The sequence below is a fragment of the Methanolapillus ohkumae genome (assembly GCF_032594355.1).
Taxonomy (GTDB): Archaea; Halobacteriota; Methanosarcinia; order Methanosarcinales; family Methanosarcinaceae; genus Methanolapillus; species Methanolapillus ohkumae.
In genome coordinates, this window is sequence record NZ_CP131061.1 from 372,704 (window position 1) to 393,502 (window position 20,799).

Below are 20,799 nucleotides of genomic sequence, written 5' to 3' on the forward strand. Positions count from 1 at the left end.
TGCCTTTTTCCACGGTCGAATTCTATTGTTCCTTCAATTTTATTTGCTTTTCCTTGTTCTTATTTCAAAGGACATTTCAATCTCTGCGCCAAGCGACAATTTCTCTTTTGAGCGCACTTTTGCGGGCAGGGCGATGAAATGTGTTCCATTCCCCATCGGCAATAGTGATGTCGGCCAGCTCGAATTGCCCACTTTGGCGGTCACCGCGATTAGTCCCCGATCCGCGAGATGTTCAAGCGGCTTGCTTAAACCGATCGGAACAAGAACATAGTACCAACCTTTTTCTCGTTCAAAGAGTTCAGCCTTTGCAACAAATGTATTTTCCATGTCCTTCTCCATTATTTTTTCGCAAAGTTCTTCCAAATTCCAATTTTTTCTCATTTCACAAAATATCTTTTTTGTTAGAAGGATATATAAATGTTATTCAACATTAGGACCCGGCAAAAAATCATCAAAATGTCTCTAAAAATCAATAAAAAAGGGGACTTCCTGCCACGGAAAAGTCCCCTCAGTTTTTATTTCTCGTTCACACACGAGTTTTTATTTTTTCGTTTTTGGTCACACAATTTTTCTATCTGTCTTTCAAAGGGATAAACCCGGGAAAGGATAAACATGAATTGAATTTTACATGAATTGAATTTTACATGAATACGGAAATTCACATAAAATCAGATGAATCAGTCCATGAAGTGAATCGGGCGCTTAAATATGATAAATTCGCCGCAGACGGAGGCGAATTGCCATCCTTGGGCAGCATATGTGTTGATTTGGCTCACCAGGTCGAGTTCGTCGACGACATCCATTTCATATTCATAATCCAGCAAGCTTTCATAATTTTTATTTTTTGGATGCTTTTTATGTTTTTGGTATTCGGTATTTCCTATTTCAAAAAAACCCGCTTCGGTTTCAAGGGACATGTGAAATCACCTCTTTGGTTCTTCTTCTTTCTTTTAAGAACAATCCTTCCTACGCAACACTGGGATATAAATGTCAAATAAGCGGGGTGAAAGTATTAAGGAAATATTTTTTAAACGAAAATGTTTTTAACAAAATGTTTTTCAACAAATTCTTCCCAAGAAAATATATAATTCCAAGTCCAATTTCGTGACATGCTTAAATTTGATTTGCATGTGCATTCTCAATATTCCCGGGATTCCAAAGCGCCGCTCAAAGACATTTTGCGGACCGCGTGGGGAAAAGGATTGGACGGAATCGCGATTTGCGACCATGACGCTATAGAGGGCGGTCAAAAAGCCCAAAAGATGGTACAATCATCTTCCCGCCGCGATGATTTTTTGGTCATTCCCGGAATTGAAGTCAGCACCTCCAAAGGCCATATGCTGGTGCTGGGCGTTTCTGAAATGATTCCGGCCGGGATGACGCCGGAAGAGACAGCCGACTACGCGCGGGATTTGGGCGCGTTGTCCATTTTAGCGCACCCTTTTCGAAAAAGCGCTCATGGAATCGGTTACATTGACGGAATCGGGGCGGACGCCGTTGAAACATTTAATTCCAAAAGCTTTTTTAACGGCGCGAACCTTCGTGCCCAAAAAGAAGCGGACCGGCTGAATTTGCCCAAGACCGGTGGCAGTGATGCGCACATTGCCGAATTGGTCGGGTGCGGGTACACGGAAATCGATGCCGGTGAAAATACAATGGAGGCCGTATTTCAAGCGATTCTTCACAAAAAAACAAATCCGTGCGGACAATTAACGCCGCATTCGGTGGTGGCCCGCCAAATGGGAAAAAACGTCATCCGACGGACAAAAAACATTCTGAAAGGGAATTTCGGAGAACAATAAATAATTAAATTTTGACCTGAATTATTTTGATTCATCATTTCGTTTGGAGCAATTTTTCAATGAACTCTGTGCCTTCTTCTCTCAAAATTATACACACGGCAGACACGCATCTCGGATACCGCCAATACCAAAGCGATATTCGCCGAAATGATTTTTTTGAATCCTTTTCCGATGTCATCAGGGAAGCTGTCAAAATGAAGGTGGGCGCCGTCATTCATGCCGGGGATTTATTTGATTCCCGAAATCCGTCTCTTGAAGATTTGGTGAAAACGATTGCGATTCTTCAAAAGTTAAAGGAAGCTGAAATCCCATTTTTGGGAATTGTCGGAAACCATGAAGGAAAACAAAATACACAATGGCTGGATCTTTTTGAAAGTATGGGGCTGGGTGTTCGCCTTTCTCACCACCCGTATGTTTTGCAAAAAAACGGTATTTCCGCAACCATTTATGGAATAGACAACCTGTCACAGCCGAGGCTAAACGCATTTGATTTTTCCGTTTTTGAGTCGGCGGAAAATGAATCGACCGGGGAGGATTCCGGTTCCGATTCCGGTTCCAGTTCCGGTTCCGATTCCGATTCCTGTTCCGGTTCCGGTTCCGATTCCTGTTCCGATTCCGATTCCGATTCCGGTTCTGATTCCGGTTCTGATTCCGGTTCGATTTCGATATCCGTGAAAAATTATAATCTTTTGGTGCTTCACCAGCTTCTCCACCCGATTTTGCCCGCGCAGCCGATGTCCTGCGATGATTTTTTGGATAATATTCCGATTCCGTTTGATGCGGTTTTGCTTGGCGACAATCACAAATACGAATGCATTCGATACAAAAACGCATGGATCACCTATCCGGGAAGCACGGAAAGGTGCAGCGCATCGGAAGAAGAGCCGCGCTCTTTTAATTTGCTGACGCTGGATCCTTCCGAACTGGCCGTCACGCGGTATGCCGTTTCCACACGTGAATTCTTAACCATATCCGTTCCATATGACGCATCGGAAAATTATGTGGAGGCCATTTACGCCAAAATTGACGAATATTCTCTCAAAATTCCGAATGCTGTTGTTTTTGTGGAGTTGTCGGGCATCAAAAAAACCCTGATTTCGATGAGCGAAATTGAGGAATATGTTTTGGAAAAAGGCGCGCTGGTTGTCAAAGTCGGAGACAAACGGGACCGGTATGAAGAAGAATCGAAACGCGAAATCGACATTACTTTTCAAGACCCGGACGAAATTATCGGACTTTCCCTCCGGCGGCTCAATTTAACAGGCGCCGGCTATCTTTTGGACGATATCATCCGAAACCGGGACGTTTCCAAATCCAATGTGGACGAAGAGTCGGAAAACGGTTTGCGCGAATATTTGGAGCGGATGGATTTCTCATCCGAAATTCGCCGGGAGACCCTCTCGATTCCGAAAATTTTAGAGAACATGAACGGGTTGGATGAATCCAAAAAATCGATGGTCATATCCGAATCGGGCGATCCGGACAAAAACGGTGATCTGACGCATGATATGCCTGAAAAGACAGGGGATTCGGCCGGTGAAAACAGGGTGGCCGGTGCAGATAAGGTTGAATCTGAAATTTTTGTATCCTCAAAATCCGGGCCGGATTCTTCTTCCAAGCCTGCGGCAATGACAAAACCAAAATCCCGACCCAATGAAAAAGAATCGGAAAAAGAAACGAATCAATCGGAAAAGGAAACAAAAAAGGAAAAAAAGGCGGATCCAAAGCCGAAACAATATACTTTGGGCGACAGGTTCGGCTGAGGAGGAATTCAAGATGAAATTTAAGTCATTGCATGTGGAAAATATCCGCAGCTACAAATCGCTGGATCTTGATTTTAAGGATGGCGTGACGGTCATTTCCGGCGTGAACGGAAGCGGAAAGTCCAGTATTTTAGAAGCTTGTTTTATCGGTCTTTTCGGAACCGGTGTTCTTTTGGGGACAAATCTGCTCATTCAAGACATGATTCGAAAGGGCAGCACCACTGCGGAAATCGTTTTGGATTTTGAGCACAAAGAGAATCATTACCGGATTGAACAACAATTCAAAGTTCAAAAAACGGGGGCAGCAAGTGTTTTTAAATCCATTCTTTATAAAAACGGGGAAATTATCGCGGAGCAGGCCAAAAAAACATACGCGGCACTTTGTGAATTGCTCAACATGGATGAAAAAAATTTCCAAAATTGCGCTTACATCCGGCAGGGTGACATTGATGCTTTAATTAACGCAAAACCCAAAGAGCGCCAGCAAATGATTGATGATTTGCTTCAATTGGGAAAATTGGAAGAATATCGCGAGCGGACAAACATTTCTAAAATCGCTGTCAATCGGCTTGTTCGTTTGGAGAGTGCCCGGCAAAAGGAAATGCAGCAAAAGATTGCGGAGATGCGGAGCCGAAATTTGCACGCGTCCGTCAATGACCGCCGAGATACCTTAAAAGGTATCAATTCGGCCCTCTCGGATTTGAATCAGCAAAAAGAGCTTGCCGGACAGGAACGCGTTTTGTTGGATTCCAAAATGCAAGAATTTGAACAAAATGAAAAAGAGCTGTCGTTGCTCTCTCAAGATTTGGCGGAATTAGATTCCGCTCACAGAGCCGTTGCGGCAAATAAAGACAAAACGCTTGCGGAAATTTCCGGTGTTGAAAAAAAAATCGGAGAAATACGGAGTGATCGCACTTCTGTTCAGTCGGAAATTGTTCAAAAAACGGGACAATCAATGGCAAGTTCGGAAGAATTCTTTTCAGATTTACCGTCTCTGTTGTTGGAATTTAAACGTGAGGAAAAAGCGGCGTATGAACGGTTGGCGCTTATTTTAAAAGAGTTGGATTTAATTTCGGCGGAAAAAGGGAGTTTGCAAAATCAAATCTTGGAAAAAGAAACCGAATTCAAATATCAAAAAGCAAAAATCGAAGCCGTTCGGAAGGAAATTTCAGACCGGGAACAAAAAACAAATTCAAAAAATTTGGCGGTCGAATCCGGTTTTTCAAAAGCTCAAATTGAAAAAGACGCGTTTTTATCCATTTTTGAAAATCTTTTGGATGAATTCAAAAAATCAGACGAGCCCGCGCCGGAAATTTCCGGACTCGCCGAAGAAATCTCATTTTGTTTCGGATTGGTTCGGGCGCAGGATTTGCCGATTCCATCAGACGACGAATTATGGAAAAATTTGATTTCCGATATGGAAAAATTGGAAAATTTCATTCTTCAAAAATCCAAAGAAATCATGAAGCGTCAAACGGACATTGAGGCGGAAAAAGCACAAATCGAGGGGGAACTCGGCGAAAAGAAAAAACGTATTTTAGAAACCTCTCAGGAAATTCAAAAACTGGAAGAGGAACACAAAAACATCGAATCCGGTATTTTTTTTGAATCCAAAAATTTGGAAAAAATATTAAAGTCCGTTTCCGATTTTCGTTTTATTCAAACCGAACTTCAAAACAAAAGAAACGATCGGATCAGAAAATGTCCGGCATTTGGGCAGATTGTTCCGAAATCGCGGTTAGATTTTCTTGAAGTTGAGCCGGCTGATGTTGAAAAAACATATGATTTTGTTTTAAGTGAGCGGGAAAATTCGGTCTCTCAAAAAACGCAGTTGATGACGGAAAAATCCGAAATTGAAAAAGCGGTCGCGCAAAAAGAAGAGCTTTTCAAATCCGGCAAATGTCCGACTTGCGGGCAGGATGTTTCTCGGTTGGGGGGGGATGGCGGCAGTTTCAGTCATTTGCATGCAACTGAAGATGAATTAAAACGATTGGGGGACATTTCTCACGCTCTTTCTCAAATCAGCGGAAAGGATGAGGAAATTCGCTCCGCTCTTACGATTTTAAAGGAAATCAAGGAGTTGGATGTCCGGCTCGAAGAAATCAAATCTAAAAGGATGACGGCGGCGGCGGAAGAGAGAGGAAAGCAGGAAATGATTGAGAAAAGCCGGCGGGATTTGGCGGAAAATGAAAAGAGGCGGGTGGAAAAAGCGGCGCAAAATATGGAAAACAATATTTTTTGTGACACGCGTCAAAAAGATTTTGAATCTTTCCAAAAGCGGCTCTTTGCATTAAAATCAGAATCAGATGCATGGAATTTAAAAACAAGTCAATTGACGGCGCATCAAAAGAATTTTGTGTCGCTGGCTCATGAAATTCTTCGAAATTATGCCGACCTTGAAAATTCTAAAAAAATGAGTGTGGAATTAGAAACGCGAAAAAGTGATCTTGAAACGTCTTTGTCTGATTTGGATTTGAAGACGGAATCGCTGCGCAAAAACATGGCGGAAATTTCAGCAAAAGAAGAGAAAATCCGGCCGGAAAAACAGTTCAAGGAAGCAGAACTTGCGCAACAGACGTTTCTTCTTCAAAAAGCGGAACGGTTGGTCTCTTTATCTTTGGAGGAAGACAAAGCCAAAACACAGTTGTTTGGGTTGTCGGAAAAAATCAAATCTGATGATGCGTTGGCCGACCAATACCGGCGCCAGATTTCCGACAAAAGAATCAAAACGGATCAATTGTCTTTGAAAAATCGGGAACTTGCGAATTTTTCGGGGGCTTTGATGGCGTCGAAAATTTTGGAAAACACGGAAAAAACCGCGCAAATTTGTTCCAAAATCGAGTCGTGGGAATCGAGTCGAAATGTTCTTTTGGAGCAAATCGGCATGCTTCAAAACGAAATTGCGCAAATGGGTGAGTTGGAAGAGGAATCCAAAATCCTTCGCAACAAAATCGGATTTTTGGCGCTCGTGCTTGAAGATGTGACGGCGCTGGAAGAGATGTATCTTCAAATCCGGTCCGACATGCGTTCTAAAAACATTGAGGCGCTTGACATTTTGCTCAACGATATGTTTGATTTTATTTACGCGAACAACGCGTATTCGCATTTGGAATTGGATGCGGATTACAATTTAAAAGTGTATGAGAAGGATGGATCGGTCTTAGAGCCCAAACAGCTCAGCGGCGGCGAGCGCGCGATTTTCAATCTGGCGCTTCGATGTGCGATTTACCGTCTTTTGTCGCTTGGATTTGGAGAAGATAATCATGGAAAACTATCGCTTCCACCACTCATTTTTGACGAACCGACCGTCTTTTTGGACAGCGGGCATGTCGCGCAACTGATCAAATTGGTGGAGCGGATGAAAGAAGAAGGCGTCGGACAAATTATTGTGGTTTCCCATGACGAATCGCTCATTGATTCGGCGGACCAAAATTTCCGGATTGAAAAAGACCCGCTGACCAACGCGTCGGAACGAATTGTTGATGAAACGGTTGGGGCGTAATTAGTAAAATTACCAGTAGATGGAATAGTTCAGCAGTTTTTCGACTTGGTCGCCTAAATCCTCTTTAAAAAATGAGAAATCGACCACGTGGTAATTGTCCGGCAAATTTTCCGTAATTTCGCTGATGAATCCGAACCAATAAACAACAAGGCCGGTTCCGTAAATTTCGGAATATTCTAAAAATTGGTTCTTTTCATAGTGTTTGTGTTCGGCCATGTCCCCGAAAAGTGCTTTGCTTTCCACCCAATGAATTTCGTGGCCGGATATTCGGATGGGTTTTTTAAGAACGAAGTCCGGGGTTTTTCCGGGACCGCTCGCGCGTATTTCATCTTCGCAGAGGAATTCGCATTCTTTTAATTTCAGCCATCCGGATATGATTTCCTCGCCGGCTTTTCCTTTGATTTCCTGCATTTTGTGTGCCCGGGGCGAAAAATAGTAATCCGCGTCAAGCGCTTCTAAAAGTTCACTCCGGATTCGGGGATTTTGAATTCCGGTCGGATTTTTGTAAAAAGCGGCGATTTGTTTTTTGTTGTAGCCGTTTTTTTTCAAAATCACGGACATGACCAATGTCGGCGGATAACCGCATTTTTTTGCCAAATCCAAAAAAGTTTCTCCGGCTTTCCAGCAGGCGACGAATTCGTTTTCTTTTTCGTTGAACTGCCGGTAGGACCGTTTGACGAGTGTGACAACCTTTTGATTCAATATGGTCGATAAAACGCCGGCCGGAATCTCGTATTTTTGAGAAAGCAAAAGGACGTCTTCATGGTCGGTCAAGGCGTTGTAACAGGTTTTGTAAAGTTTAGAATCCATAAGCGTTCGTCCGTTGTTTAAATAAATCGTTTTAAGATATGAAAAAGATTTTATTGATTTTTGTCTCTTCTGACGTGATTCTTATTCCTGCATTTTTAAATTCATTATTCCCTGCATTTTTAAATTCATTATTCCCTGCATTTTTAAATTCATTATTCTTATGATTTTTATAATTCTTATGATTTTTATAATTTTTATAATTTTAAACCATTTGTCATTTTTATAATATTTAAAATTATTTTGAATCTTTTTCAAAAATCGTTTATTTTTCTGAAATTATTAATACAACTATAATAAATATGGGTAAAAATATTCTTCAATTACTTTTTTTGGAGTTGTTATGTTTTCATCTGTCATTTCGAATAGATCCGGCCGGTTTTATGAATTAGACGTGCTGCGTGGTTTTTCCGTTGTTTTGATGATTCTTTATCATTTCTTTTACGATTTGGATTATTTCGGGATTTTTCCGCTGCCCACTTGGTTTTGGCCGCAGCAATTTCATGGCTTTCCAATTACGGATTTATTTGTTCTCATCGCGGGAATTTCTCTCACGCTTTCGGTTGCGCATTCCGCATCTTCTTCTGCATCTTCTTCTGCATCTTCTTCTGCATCAGTATCTGCATCTTCTTCCGCATCTTCTTCTGCATCAGTATCTGCATCTGCATCAGCATCAGCATCCAATTTTGTTTCCCATACGGTTTCCAATTCCGCTTTCAATTCCAAAAAAATAATGCGCAAATTGGTTCGCCGTGGTCTTAAAATCTTTTCAGTCGGTCTTCTGATTACGGTGGTTACTTGGATTTATCCGCATGACGGATTTGTGGTTTTTGGGATTTTGCATATGATCGGCATTTCAACCATTCTATCTATTCCGTTTTTAATTTACCTGCGGCAATCCGAAAGCCGGTTCAAATTGATTGTTCCCCTCTTTTTCGGAATTGTTGCGCTTCTTCTCGGACAGGTGGTTCAAAAAATTCATGGTCCGATTTGGCTGGCGCCGCTGGGTATTCATCCGTATGACTTTTATTCTTTGGATTACGAGCCGCTTTTTCCTTGGTTTGGCGCCATTCTCATCGGAATTGCTATCGGTGTTTGGGCTTATCCGCAGGGAAAAAGAAGATTTTCTGTTCCAAAAAAAATGCCCCGGATTTTAATTCCATTGTCAGTGGCTGGACAGAATTCTCTTTTAATTTATCTGATTCATCAACCGCTCATTCTTTTTATTTTGTATTTGGTTGGAAGCGTGGATTTATGGGTTTTGATCGGTTTATTCTGATTTTGTATTTTCCGGATTTTGAAAAAAATTCCGGCAATTTTTATGAGTGATAAGGTTTGTGATTTTGTGAAATTAAAAACGTTTAAAAGGAATCAGCGATTATCTTCTCCAACTCAAAATTTTCAAAATCAAAATCAGTTTCAATTTCAAGAAGATGGGGAAAAATTCGAATGTATTCCAAAGAACTGGCGAAAATGGGCGTGGTTTTATTTCGCCTGCAAAACGAATCCGGCGGCTTAAAGCCGCACCTTTTCGTCCGGTTCAAATCCAAATCCGGCGCGTTGGTGACATTTGCGGTGGACACGACTCGCCTGTCTTCTTCTTTGGAGCAGCCGGATGCTTATTTGATTACACATGCGCATTCCGACCACTACGGAAAATCCGCCATGCTTTCCCCGCTTTCCTGGTGCTCCGCACAGACCGCCAAAGCGCTGGAAATTCGGTATGAAAAAGAATATCGGGGAAACACATTTGTTTTGGGCGAATCCTTTTGTGTGTCGGATGTTTTGGTGCAGACGTTTCCGGTCTTTCACACGGCAGGCGCCACCGCCTTTTATTGGGAAAATGAACTTGGGGTCCGTATTTTGGTGACGGGCGATGTCAAAGACGCGAAATGCCTTCCGCCTTGCGATCTTCTCATTACGGAAGCGAGTTATGGCGACCCCGAAGATCTGGGTTGCTATTTCTCCGACGATATCGGCGGCTTAAAAGACGCGGTGATGTCCAATATCGGCAAAAACGATATCGCTTTTGGGGCTTATGAATTCGGGAAAGCCCAAAAAGCGGTTTCCCTTCTTCGGGAAATCGGATACAACGGACCAATCGCGATGAATGAAAAAACCCTTCTTTTGACGGAACAATTTTTAGACGGTGCCGGAGAATTGGTTTTGTATTCCAAAAAAATGGAAATAACCTGTGGCATGGATCTGCATTCAGAATTTTCCCAAAACAGCGTTTCCATCGTCCCGCCACATATTTTGCCGGAACTCAAAGTCAGCACTCAGAAATATGTTTTGACTTGCCGGACCGACTATCCGTTCCAAAATATCCGTCTCAGCGACCACTTGGATGTCAACGGACTGACCCGGATGGTTCAAGACTTGGACCCCAAAATTACGGTTGTTTACCATCCCAACGATAGCATGCGGACGAAAAAATTTGCAGCGCATCTTCAAAAAAATGGATTTTCGGCTCTGTCTTTGCAAGATTTGAAAAATATTGTCGGAAATAAAAAACAAAGCCGGTCTGAAAACGCGAACGGAACCGAAAAAAGACAAAAAGTTGCGCAAGATGTTGTCCCGGAAAATAAATCGGAAGCAAAACGCCAAGCCGTTTGAAAACATTTATAAATCTGTCTTTTATTCTATTCTCCCAAATCAGATACTAAATCAGATACTAAATCAGATACTAAATCAGATACTAAATCAGATACTAAATCAGATACTAAATCAGATACCAAATCCCTTTTATCTAAATCTCTTTATACTTCATTTGTAATCTATCATCAATCATTCAAATATCCATAAATTTACAAATTATTTGTGTTTTCATTTTTTAGTTTCATTTAAATTGCAATATCCAATTCGTTGATGGGAAAATTATGTCTAAAAATGTCAAAAAAGAAGACTCCAAATCCGAAAAACCGGAACATGTGGATGCTGAGCCGGTTGCGCAAATGCCGGACGCATCTAAACCCGGAGCCAAACCGGAAAAAACGCCGGAAGAAAAAAAGCGCATGTATTATGAAAATTTGACAAAGACGCTGGTTGCCACATTTTTTGGAATCGTTTGCGGTGTCATTTGCTACGTGGCTTTTGGGACGGCGGAAGAAGTGTTTTGGGCTTTCGTTTTGATTGTTGTTTTGGTCGTGACTTACTACCTTCAAAGACGTCTCATTTTCCCGCTTGTGAAACTGGACATGAAATCCATCACCGGAAAAGAATGGATCGGAATTCAATTTCTGGTTCTGCTTTATTGTTTGGTGACATGGACCATTCTTTTAAATGTTCAAATTCTTTGAGGAATGCCGGCGAAAGCCGACATCTTTTTTATTTTATTCAAGAATGGCGGCTGTCATGTATAATCTTTTTATGTTTCGGACAAATGTCCTTTTCAACTTTCAACGTTTAATTTTCAACAATTCAACTTTCAACGTTTAATTTTCAACAATTCAACTTTTCAATGATTTAATTTTCAATCATTTTTCAGTTTAATAAAATATAATTCAGATTTGCTTTTTTTGGGAAACGATTATGAGAATAGCAATTTTAAATAAAGATAAATGCCAGCCGCGCCAATGCAGTCAGGAATGCTACAAATATTGTCCGCGGGTCCGAACCGGGGACGAGACGATTCTTTTTGGGGAAGATCAAAAAGCCATTATTTCGGAGGCGCTTTGTTCCGGCTGCGGCATCTGTGTCAAAAAATGCCAGTTCGGCGCGATTATGATTATCGGTCTTCCGGAATCTTTGGAACATCCGACACACCGGTACGGACAAAACGGTTTTACGCTTTTTGGCCTTCCGGTTCCGCAAAAAGGAAAAGTGACCGGTATTTTGGGTCCGAACGGGATTGGAAAATCGACGTCGGTACAAATTCTGTCCGGAACGCTCATTCCCAACTTCGGAGAGAAAAAAGGGGACTGGGACTCGGTTTTAAAGCATTATGCCGGAACGGCGCTTTACGATTATTTCAAAGTGGCGGCATCAGGGAACTTGAAAGTTTCTCAAAAACCGCAATATGTTGACTTGATCCCGAAGGCTTTTAAAGGAAAAGCGGTCGACCTCTTGGAAAAAGCCAACACAAGCGGCAATCTGGACAAATTGGTGGAACGCTTGGACATGAAAGATATTTTGGACCGCGACATCAAAGCGCTCAGTGGCGGCGAACTTCAAAAAGTCGCGATTGCGGCGTGCGCGGCCAAAGAAGCCGACTTCTATTTCTTTGACGAAATCAGTCCATATTTGGACATTTACCAACGCATCAATGCAGCCCGCTTGATTCAGGAAATGGCGAAAGAAATGGGAAAAGCGGTCTTGGTCGTCGAACACGATTTGGCGATTTTGGATATGCTTGCCGACACCGTGCATGTCGCTTACGGTCAAGCCGGCGGCTATGGTGTCATGACACTTCCAAAAACCGTTCGGGTTGGCATTAACCAATACATTAAGGGGTATTTGCCGGAAGAAAATATGCGGATTCGAGATGAAGCCATCCGGTTTGAAACGCATCCGCCGGTCGAGGGTCCGGATATCAAAACGATTTTGTCGTATGATTCGTTTTCCAAGGCTTTTGAGAATGTTTTCTCTTTGGAAGCCAAAGGCGGAAGTATTAAGGAAGGTGAAGTTCTTGGAATTGTGGGTCCAAACGGTACGGGAAAATCGACGTTTGTCAAAATTTTGGCCGGTGAAATTGAGCCGGATGCCGGCGAAGTCGGGATTGATGTGAAAATTTCGTACAAGCCGCAATATATCAAAGCGGATATGCCGGTTCGGGTGCGTGATTTTTTAATGGGAATCGCCGGAAATTTCGGGTCCAGTTTCTATGAGGTTGAAATTGCCCGTCCGCTTCAGTTGGCACCGCTTTATGACAGCCTTCTTACGGATTTGAGCGGCGGCGAACTTCAGCGTGTCGCGATTGCCGCCTGTTTGAGCCGCAACGCCGACTTTTACATTTTAGATGAGCCAAGTGCGCATTTAGATGTGGAGCAGCGGGCAATTGTCACCCGTGTCATCAGCCGGTTTGCAGAAAGCAACAGCAAGACGGCTATGGTGGTGGACCATGACATTTACATGATTGACATGATCAGCCAGCGGTTAATTGTTTTTGAGGGGGAGCCGTCCAAAAAGGGTTTTGCCAATGCGCCGACGACAATGAAAAAAGGAATGAACAAATTCCTGTCGAATTTGAACATCACTTTCCGGCGTGATGAGGAAACAAAGCGGCCGCGTGTGAATAATTATGATTCCCGGCTGGACCGTGAGCAAAAGGAAAAAGGAGAATATTATTACGCCGAAACTTAAATTTCGGCTTCTTTTCTTCATCTTTTTCATTTTTCATCTTTTTCGTTTTTCGTTTTTTATTTTTTCATTTCTTTTTGCGTGGGTCGTGCGCGCGCGTTATAGCTGCTGATTTTAATGGATAGAATCAAAAGCCGCGGGTTGCTTTTTGTATTTTATTTGTATTCATTCACCTCAGTTTTTATTTTGTTTTGGTCATTTCATTTCTCATTTTCTTTTTCTATCCTCACAAACCATCCCGAAAATTCGGACGCGTATCCGCATCCGAATTTCTCGGAATTGTTATTATGGATAGATAGGTTGGTAGAAAATACAGTCGCAGACCGTAAAATTAGAACAGAATGCATCCATTTTAAAACAGTGAACAGTTGCAGCAATGCTAAAACTGTAAACAGTTTCAGCAATGCTAAAAACGGTTTTGTTGTTTTGTTGTTTTGAAATCCGCCGCCGCACGCGTTATCGCAGCAATTTTTTTAAAAAATTCAACAAAAACGGGGAACGGTTTTTGTTTATTTTGTTTATTTTTTAGTCTTGTCTCAATTTTTGTTTTTCCGGTTTTTCAATCCCAAATTATATTTAAGTTGAAATTCATCTGAATGAGCATGCCTGATGTTTTAATCAAAAATGTTCGCCTTCTTTTGGATCACGTTTTAACGCCGGCCGAAATCTTAATCGAGGACGGCAGAGTTATCGGAATTTCCAAGGAATTTCGGGTCTCCAACTTAAATGAAACAATCGACGGTAAAAATGCGATTGCGATCCCGGCCGGAATTGACGCGCACGTTCATTTCCGGGATCCGGGGATGACTTACAAAGAAAGCTGGTATACGGGATCATGCTCGGCAGCGGCCGGCGGGATTGCCACGGTTTTGGAGCACCCGAATACTTTGCCCCCCGTCATTGATAAATCCGGATTTAATGAAAAACTTAAACAGGCACGGAAAAAATCCGTTATTGATTTTGGAATCAACGGCGGTGTCACAAATAATCTGGAAAAACTTTCGGAACTTTGGGACTTGGGCGCGGCTTGCTTTGGCGAAATTTTCATGGCGGAATCGACCGGCGGTTTAAATATTGATGAAAAAACGCTTGGAAGCGCACTTTCTAAAATTGGAAAACTCGGAGCGGTGGCGGCCATTCATGCCGAAGATGATGCGTTGCGGCTTTTAAACGAAGCTCTGCTTCTTCATGATCAATCCGATGACGTTCATTCCCGAATCCGTCCAAATGAATGCGAAGAAATCGCTGTCCGAAAATGTCTTGCCATTAACGCGTCAGGGGCGGTTCCGGCAAATCTTCATTTCTGTCACATCAGTACCCCGGAAGCTGTTTCTTTAATTGAAGCAGAGCGGACAAAATTAAAACTTCAAAATCCGTTTAAAAATGAAAGCGAAAAAACCGGAAATGCCGAAAAAATTGGAAATACCGAAAACGAAAAAAATAAAAAAGGCAGTTCTTCCAAAAATGAATCGGTTTCAACTTCGTCTCAGGTTTCTCTTCCGACTCTTCGACGGATAACATGTGAAGTAACGCCGCATCATCTTTTTTTATCGACGAAGGATTGCGGCCGGCTTAAGACCTTTGGAAAAATGAATCCACCGCTACGGGATTCCAAGAGCGCTTCTTTGATGATGAACGCTTTAAATTCCGGTATGATTAATGCGGTCGCATCCGACCACGCGCCGCACCGAAGTTATGAAAAAGAAACAGCGATGAAAGCGGCGCCTTCCGGAGTTCCCGGCGTTGAAACACTCATGCCGCTTTTGCTTGCGGCGGTCCGGAAAAACATGCTTTCCTTGGAACGCATGGTTGAAGTGACCAGCCGGAATCCGGCCCGTATTTTTGATTTGGAACGGGTGGGAAAAGGATTTTTAAAGTCCGGGTTTGATGCGGATATTTTATTGTTCCATCCCAAAGAAATAACAACGATCAAAGCGAAAAACTTGCACTCCCGGTGTGAATGGACACCTTATGAAGGAATGGATGGCATTTTCCCGGTGATGACATTGTCACGCGGAGATGTGGTGTGGGACGGGCAGCAAATCATTGTGAAAAAAGGGCATGGAAAATTCCTGGCGGGCGCCGGAAAAAAAGAAGACGGGTCGGATTTGGAAGATTGGGGTGATGCGGAAGAAGATGAGGAAGAAGAGGAATGATTTTTTAAAAATCCTCTTCATCTTGTTCCAAGTCGGGATCAATATATTCAATGGAATCCATTTGGGCCCGGATTAAATCATCATGCTTCTTTTCAAGGAAACTGTAAACTGTTCCATGATTCACGCCATTGACAAGCATGTCGATGGCCGTTCGAATAATTGTCGTTTGTTCTGGAAACCCGATAACGCTGACGGTTTTTCCGTAAACCGAGATTTTGACATTGATCAATCTTTCTGCAATTTCCCGGGTTTTTCCTTCCCGCCCGATGATTCGTCCTTTGAGCCGTTCCATTTCTTTTGGCGTGTTGGCCGCTTCTGATAAATCAATGACATCCAGCATTAAAAAATCTTCATTAAATAATTCCAGTGCTTTTTCGGGAGAAAATCCGCGGGCAATCGCCTTGATGACTTCGATGGCACGCATGGATAAAACGGCATCCTCTTCTGATTTTATTTCCACGCGCCCGTCTTCTCCGTCGATTTCAAGAGTGACTTTTGCAGCGGTTTCAATTTGTTTTTTTGTCACGCCGCCGGGGCCGATAATCACAGCCACCCGGTCTTTCGGAACTTTGATAAATTGTGTCATTTTTTCTTCCTTTGAGTTTTGTATTCCAAATATTTTTGATAATTTCTGATTCATCATTCCAGGTAAATCATTTTAGGTAATTATTTTTGAAATTATTTTTGATAATTATTTTAGGTCATTTCTGTAAATTCTTCTTGGTTTTCGTTTTTGAGTTCTTTTTCAAATAACTCATCCGATTCATTTTTTTGTTTTATTTTTTCCAGAATGGTTTTTGAATCCTCGGAAATTCCGTATTTTTTAAAGAACCGACGAATGTTTTCAATGTCTCTGGATAAAAATTCGCGCGCATTGGGATGGTCCAGTGTAACGGCTTGTCCGACATCAATGATGATTGGTTCCGGTATCAAGCCGGTGGTATTTTTTTCATCTTTGGCGGAAAACTTTTCGTTTTCACTTTTGTTTTCTTCCGTTTCATCCTGATGAGGGTCGATGAGAATATTGTATTCACTCAAATCGGCATGTACTAAATGAGCCCGGACATAAAGCCGCCGCATGTATTCGATAATTTGCCGGTAAACGGGCAAGGCTTCATTGTCGTCCAGCGCAAAATCCTTTAAAATCGGAAGTGGGTTTCCGTCTTTTCCCAAAAATTCCATCACAAGCACGTTTCGGTCGTTGACAATCGGCCGCGGAACCCGGATCCCAGCCTTTTTTGCCCGAATCAGGTTTTGGGATTCTTTTTTCGTCCACGCAAAAACAATATCCTTTCGGCTGTGCCGGATATTTGTAAACCGCGGGTCTTTGAGAATGTATGGGTCCATAGATTTGAATGTGCCTGACGCCAGCCGGTATATTTTTACGGCAACTTCGCCTTCGTTACCTTTTGCATAAAATACGTTGGCTTCTTTTCCGGTACTGATTGAGCCGCCCATTTCCGTGATGTAGCCTTTGTTCGATAAGGTGTAGAGTAATTTCAAAGTGGGGACATCAAAGACGTTTTCTTCGACTTTCAGAAAGGATGAATCTTTCTTAAAAGTCCGGTTTTTGTCTCTTTTGTCTTCGATTTTTTTCATCTGCTTATCGATTCTTTTTTGACTCATTGGAAAACCGGCTTTGAATTTTTGAATGATTTTTGAATTTAAAAACTTCGTTTTTTAAATTTAAATAATGTTTTTTTCAGCTTTTTCACGCCGGAATTTTAAGTCACCGCAATTGAATTGGTGACAACGATTGCCGGATTTTTTGGTTTGAAAATTATTAGAAAAGAAATGATAAAATATGATAAACCAAGGTCAAGTCCAAGATTAATTATTTTATCAATTTCGGAGGTCATTGTTGAAATATTTCAGAAAAATAAATCAATTGTTTTTCAAACAATTGATCTTTCTAAAAAACACATTCAAATAGGGTTTTATTTCTCTGGTTGGTGTTTTTTTCAAATTATGCTCATTATACTCTTTTTAAAAAGGTTCTTTTTTAAATCATGTTTTTTTCAAATCATGTTCTTAAAAATCCTTTTTTATCCAGCCAATCCACTTGTGGGCGGGTGTATTTCCAAATAATATCCGCCTTTTCATCTTGAAAATCCCACGGAACCGCAATAACAACGTCGCCTTCATGGATCCAAATCTTCTTTTTCATGGAACCCGGAATTCTTCCCATCCGGACAACACCATCCATACATCTTAATTTTAAGTGGTTGGCACCCAGAAGGCTTTCGACAATGGCTAATACTTCTCGATCTTCTTTTCTGGGGACTCTGACTCGGATAACTTGTTCCGTGTCAGGGGCGGGTGCTCCTCTTTTGGTGTTTTTATTGGCATTATTGTTGCCGGATCCCCGGTTACCTGAATTATTGTTTGTCATCATGTTTTATCGTTTCTTTCTTTTATTTCTAAAAAATTCGTTCGTGAAAAGGAATTGCAATTTATCGCAAAATAGGTACGCATACAAAATGTATGCAAATTATGATATTTATGATTAATACCGATTAGATGCATGCAAATAAAATTGACTAATGAGGTGGATTGTGTTTTTATAATTTTTTCACAACTTGCCTAAAATATTATTTAGTTTTTGTGGTAATAACATCGTTTTTCTGTTTAAATGTTGTGATGTTTGTCCGATTTGTTCTTACATTTATTTTTCAGTTCTTCTCTTCTTTTTTATGATTTTAACAGACTGTTCTAAAAATGAGTCGGAGAGGCTGAATTTGAATATTTTTGAATATTTTGAAAATGAATTTGGCCAATTGGATTAAGAATTATTGAATAATTTGAATATAAATTTGAGTAAATTTGAAAAAGTTCAAAAAATGGAATTTGAATGGATCGAAAAAAACAAGCAGAAAACTCAAATATGATCTAAACTTTCCTTCAAATTCGTTTGAATTTCGTTCGAAAATTCAATTGTAAGGTTATAGAAAAATAGCAAAAAAAGGATTCCCTCAAAATCTTTATATACAAATTGTGTCTTGTTATGTCCCGCTCAACCGGCATCTTAAGTATGAAACTTTGATGTTGTGAGTTTTTCAATTGATAGTTTTTTATCAATTTTGTTATCCTTTGTTATAATTGACTTTTTTGTTGAAAAGATGTTGATTTTTGACAATTTTTAAGTTTTTTTAAAAAACTTTTATTTTGTTCAATTGAGTCAAAATCGTTATATACAAAATCATCATTATAATGAATTCCGCGCAAATTTTTCAAAAATTTGTGTGATTTCCAATCATTAATAATGAGGTCCGGAGTTTTTTCCGTGACTGATATGTGACCTGATGTTTCGGTAAACTCTGACGGTGGTTTTTGAAAACAAAATTCTTAACCACGCGAAAAGTGTGAAATCGAAAAACATCAACAAAATGTGTACTGCAAGTGAATGCAAATCTTAAAAAGAAGGGAGTTTTTTGCATTTTGAAAAATTTGATTTCAAGCAACCGCTTGAGAAAGTATTTGACAAAATGACAGCAAAAAAGCTCAACTTGTTTTTGGTTGTTTTCTCTTGACCAATTTCGTTTTGTTTTTCCCAAAAACTAAAATTAAAATAAAAGCTTGTGCAGGCAAAATAAATTGATTGCCGTAATAATTCCGGTTGATTCTGCCGGAGGTTACTGCTATCGGTGTTTGACTAAGCCATGCGAGTCAAATGTCGCAAGACATGGCGTAATGCTCAGTAACACGTGGATAACCTGCCCTCAGATCCGGCATAACCTCGGGAAACTGAGGATAATTCCGGATAACCCTCATTTGCTGGAACTGCTTTGAGGGTGAAAGAATTTCGTCTGAGGATGGGTCTGCGGCCTATCAGGTTGTAGCGGGTGTAACGTACCCGCTAGCCGACAACGGGTACGGGTTGTGAGAGCAAGAGCCCGGAGATGGATTCTGAGACATGAATCCAGGCCCTACGGGGCGCAGCAGGCGCGAAAACTTTACAATGCAGGAAACTGTGATAAGGAGACACCGAGTGCTCGCATCAAATGCGGGCTGTCCACTTACTTAAGTCGTAAGTGTTAGCAAGGGCCGGGCAAGACCGGTGCCAGCCGCCGCGGTAATACCGGTGGCCCGAGTGGTAGCCGCTTTTATTGGGTCTAAAGGGTCCGTAGCCTGTCCGGACAGTCCGTTGGGAAATCCGAATGCTCAACATTCGGGCTATCAGCGGATACTTCCGGACTCGGGATCGGGGGAGGTAAGGGGTACTACAGGGGTAGGAGTGAAATCTTGTAATCCTTGTGGGACCACCTGTGGCGAAGGCGCCTTACCAAAACGAGTCCGACGGTGAGGGACGAAAGCTGGGGGCACGAACCGGATTAGATACCCGGGTAGTCCCAGCCGTAAACGATGTTCGCTAGGTGTCAGGCATGGCGTGACTATGTCTGGTGCCGAAGGGAAGCCGTGAAGCGAACCACCTGGGAAGTACGGCCGCAAGGCTGAAACTTAAAGAAATTGGCGGGGGAGCACCACAACGGGTGGAGCCTGCGGTTTAATTGGACTCAACGCCGGAAAACTCACCAGGAGAGACAGCAATATGTAGGTCAAGCTGAAGACTTTACCTGAATCGCTGAGAGGAGGTGCATGGTCGTCGCCAGTTCGTACTGTGAAGCATCCTGTTAAGTCAGGCAACGAGCGAGACCCGTGCCTACAGTTACCAGCGGCATCTTCGGATGGCCGGGGACTCTGTAGGGACCGCCGGTGCTAAACCGGAGGAAGGTGCGGGCTACGGTAGATCAGTATGCCCCGAATCTCTTGGGCTACACGCGGGCTACAATGGACGGGACAATGGGCCACTACCCCGAAAGGGGATGTTAATCTCATAAACCCGTTCTTAGTTCGGATCGAGGGTTGAAACCCACCCTCGTGAAGCTGGAATCCGTAGTAATCGCGTTTCAACATAGCGCGGTGAATACGTCCCTGCTCCTTGCACACACCGCCCGTCAAACCACCCGAGTGAGGTATGGGTGAGGGTATGGACATTCGTGCCGTATTCGAACCTGAATTTTGCAAGGGGGGTTAAGTCGTAACAAGGTAGCCGTAGGGGAATCTGCGGCTGGATCACCTCCTAAGAACAAAAACACCGTCAGATGCCGAAAAAACATCAGGTCACAAAAAATAAAATTACTCCAATTACTCGAAAAAAAGCGGGTCTAAGCCCCCCAAAAATGGGTCAAAAGCCCGCAAAAATCAACAGGGGCTTGTAGATCAGCTGGAAGATCGCTCCCTTTGCAAGGGAGAGGCCTGGGGTTCAAATCCCCACAAGTCCATTTTTTCGGGTTAAAACCGGAAATAAAATTCCAAAATAATGAATCGGAAATAAAATTCCAAAAAAGGAAAAACCGTTTTAAAATATGTTTTAAAAAACATGACCTATGTTTCTTAAAATTAAAAATTCGGTTTTAGAGGTTCGATTCCTCTGATAAAGTTAAAATGCACCCCGTGAAATTTCGCGGGGG

The 20,799-nt window shown here is 42.0% G+C and carries 14 protein-coding genes, 1 tRNA gene and 1 rRNA gene; 10 read left to right on the top strand and 6 right to left on the bottom strand.

Annotated features, from left to right (window positions below; genetic code table 11):
- Nucleotides 1-39 precede the first annotated feature (39 nt).
- Complete coding sequence (locus tag MsAm2_RS01510; protein WP_338098063.1) at nt 40-381, bottom strand: DUF1905 domain-containing protein; 342 nt, start codon at nt 379-381, stop codon at nt 40-42.
- 296 nt (nt 382-677) lie between these two features.
- Complete coding sequence (locus tag MsAm2_RS01515; RefSeq protein ID WP_338098064.1) at nt 678-917, bottom strand: hypothetical protein; 240 nt, start codon at nt 915-917, stop codon at nt 678-680.
- A 192-nt stretch (nt 918-1,109) separates the two neighbouring features.
- On the opposite strand from MsAm2_RS01515, the gene MsAm2_RS01520 reads away from it, so the two are divergent.
- The 3 genes from MsAm2_RS01520 to MsAm2_RS01530 are packed head-to-tail and all read left to right on the top strand — an operon-like array spanning nt 1,110 to nt 7,067.
- Complete coding sequence (locus MsAm2_RS01520) at nt 1,110-1,802, top strand: PHP domain-containing protein (protein ID WP_338098065.1); 693 nt, start codon at nt 1,110-1,112, stop codon at nt 1,800-1,802.
- Between the two features lie 59 nt (nt 1,803-1,861).
- A complete protein-coding gene (locus tag MsAm2_RS01525) occupies nt 1,862-3,565 on the top strand; it encodes a metallophosphoesterase (RefSeq protein WP_338098066.1) in 1,704 nt (567 codons plus the stop codon).
- A gap of 13 nt (nt 3,566-3,578) precedes the next feature.
- Nucleotides 3,579-7,067: an AAA family ATPase gene (locus tag MsAm2_RS01530; RefSeq protein ID WP_338098067.1), complete on the top strand. Its 3,489-nt coding sequence runs from the start codon at nt 3,579-3,581 to the stop codon at nt 7,065-7,067.
- A 9-nt stretch (nt 7,068-7,076) separates the two neighbouring features.
- Here the strand turns inward: MsAm2_RS01530 and MsAm2_RS01535 are convergent, their stop codons facing one another.
- Nucleotides 7,077-7,877, bottom strand: coding sequence for a C15orf41 family protein (locus MsAm2_RS01535; RefSeq protein WP_338098068.1), 801 nt, complete (start codon nt 7,875-7,877; stop codon nt 7,077-7,079).
- 340 nt (nt 7,878-8,217) lie between these two features.
- On the opposite strand from MsAm2_RS01535, the gene MsAm2_RS01540 reads away from it, so the two are divergent.
- From MsAm2_RS01540 to MsAm2_RS01560, 5 genes are all read left to right on the top strand, one after another.
- Nucleotides 8,218-9,153: a heparan-alpha-glucosaminide N-acetyltransferase gene (locus MsAm2_RS01540; RefSeq protein WP_338098069.1), complete on the top strand. Its 936-nt coding sequence runs from the start codon at nt 8,218-8,220 to the stop codon at nt 9,151-9,153.
- A 170-nt stretch (nt 9,154-9,323) separates the two neighbouring features.
- Entirely contained in the window at nt 9,324-10,490 is a 1,167-nt protein-coding gene (locus MsAm2_RS01545; protein ID WP_338098070.1) for an MBL fold metallo-hydrolase, read from the top strand.
- Nucleotides 10,491-10,753: 263 nt separating this feature from the next.
- Complete coding sequence (locus MsAm2_RS01550) at nt 10,754-11,173, top strand: EMC6-like membrane protein (RefSeq protein ID WP_338098071.1); 420 nt, start codon at nt 10,754-10,756, stop codon at nt 11,171-11,173.
- A gap of 232 nt (nt 11,174-11,405) precedes the next feature.
- Nucleotides 11,406-13,175: a ribosome biogenesis/translation initiation ATPase RLI gene (locus tag MsAm2_RS01555; RefSeq protein WP_338098072.1), complete on the top strand. Its 1,770-nt coding sequence runs from the start codon at nt 11,406-11,408 to the stop codon at nt 13,173-13,175.
- Nucleotides 13,176-13,774: 599 nt separating this feature from the next.
- Nucleotides 13,775-15,328, top strand: coding sequence for a dihydroorotase (locus MsAm2_RS01560; RefSeq protein WP_420846980.1), 1,554 nt, complete (start codon nt 13,775-13,777; stop codon nt 15,326-15,328).
- Between the two features lie 4 nt (nt 15,329-15,332).
- Here the strand turns inward: MsAm2_RS01560 and MsAm2_RS01565 are convergent, their stop codons facing one another.
- From MsAm2_RS01565 to eif1A, 3 genes are all read right to left on the bottom strand, one after another.
- Nucleotides 15,333-15,914 (bottom strand): KH domain-containing protein, encoded by a 582-nt coding sequence (locus MsAm2_RS01565; RefSeq protein WP_338098074.1) that lies wholly within the window; start codon nt 15,912-15,914, stop codon nt 15,333-15,335.
- A 110-nt stretch (nt 15,915-16,024) separates the two neighbouring features.
- Nucleotides 16,025-16,954 carry a serine protein kinase RIO gene (locus MsAm2_RS01570; RefSeq protein ID WP_338098075.1) on the bottom strand — a complete coding sequence of 310 codons (930 nt, stop codon included), beginning with the start codon at nt 16,952-16,954 and terminating at the stop codon, nt 16,025-16,027.
- Between the two features lie 397 nt (nt 16,955-17,351).
- Nucleotides 17,352-17,720, bottom strand: a complete 369-nt coding sequence (eif1A, locus tag MsAm2_RS01575; protein ID WP_338098484.1) for a translation initiation factor eIF-1A — start codon at nt 17,718-17,720, stop codon at nt 17,352-17,354.
- A gap of 1,217 nt (nt 17,721-18,937) precedes the next feature.
- Here eif1A and MsAm2_RS01580 point away from each other — a divergent pair.
- Both MsAm2_RS01580 and MsAm2_RS01585 read left to right on the top strand, forming a co-directional pair.
- Nucleotides 18,938-20,410: ribosomal RNA gene (locus MsAm2_RS01580) — 16S ribosomal RNA — on the top strand.
- Between the two features lie 127 nt (nt 20,411-20,537).
- A tRNA-Ala gene (locus MsAm2_RS01585) sits at nt 20,538-20,610 on the top strand.
- Nucleotides 20,611-20,799: the final 189 nt, after the last annotated feature.

What these genes read in the sequence shown, in the direction of transcription:
- eif1A (WP_338098484.1), bottom strand. Translation starts at nt 17,720, where the DNA reads ATGACAAACAATAATTCAGGTAACCGGGGATCCGGCAACAATAATGCC.
- MsAm2_RS01545 (WP_338098070.1), top strand. Translation starts at nt 9,324, where the DNA reads ATGTATTCCAAAGAACTGGCGAAAATGGGCGTGGTTTTATTTCGCCTG.
- MsAm2_RS01555 (WP_338098072.1), top strand. Translation starts at nt 11,406, where the DNA reads ATGAGAATAGCAATTTTAAATAAAGATAAATGCCAGCCGCGCCAATGC.
- MsAm2_RS01515 (WP_338098064.1), bottom strand. Translation starts at nt 917, where the DNA reads ATGTCCCTTGAAACCGAAGCGGGTTTTTTTGAAATAGGAAATACCGAA.
- MsAm2_RS01520 (WP_338098065.1), top strand. Translation starts at nt 1,110, where the DNA reads ATGCTTAAATTTGATTTGCATGTGCATTCTCAATATTCCCGGGATTCC.
- MsAm2_RS01510 (WP_338098063.1), bottom strand. Translation starts at nt 381, where the DNA reads ATGAGAAAAAATTGGAATTTGGAAGAACTTTGCGAAAAAATAATGGAG.
- MsAm2_RS01535 (WP_338098068.1), bottom strand. Translation starts at nt 7,877, where the DNA reads ATGGATTCTAAACTTTACAAAACCTGTTACAACGCCTTGACCGACCAT.
- MsAm2_RS01525 (WP_338098066.1), top strand. Translation starts at nt 1,862, where the DNA reads ATGAACTCTGTGCCTTCTTCTCTCAAAATTATACACACGGCAGACACG.
- MsAm2_RS01570 (WP_338098075.1), bottom strand. Translation starts at nt 16,954, where the DNA reads ATGAGTCAAAAAAGAATCGATAAGCAGATGAAAAAAATCGAAGACAAA.
- MsAm2_RS01540 (WP_338098069.1), top strand. Translation starts at nt 8,218, where the DNA reads ATGTTTTCATCTGTCATTTCGAATAGATCCGGCCGGTTTTATGAATTA.
- MsAm2_RS01560 (WP_420846980.1), top strand. Translation starts at nt 13,775, where the DNA reads ATGCCTGATGTTTTAATCAAAAATGTTCGCCTTCTTTTGGATCACGTT.
- MsAm2_RS01550 (WP_338098071.1), top strand. Translation starts at nt 10,754, where the DNA reads ATGTCTAAAAATGTCAAAAAAGAAGACTCCAAATCCGAAAAACCGGAA.
- MsAm2_RS01565 (WP_338098074.1), bottom strand. Translation starts at nt 15,914, where the DNA reads ATGACACAATTTATCAAAGTTCCGAAAGACCGGGTGGCTGTGATTATC.
- MsAm2_RS01530 (WP_338098067.1), top strand. Translation starts at nt 3,579, where the DNA reads ATGAAATTTAAGTCATTGCATGTGGAAAATATCCGCAGCTACAAATCG.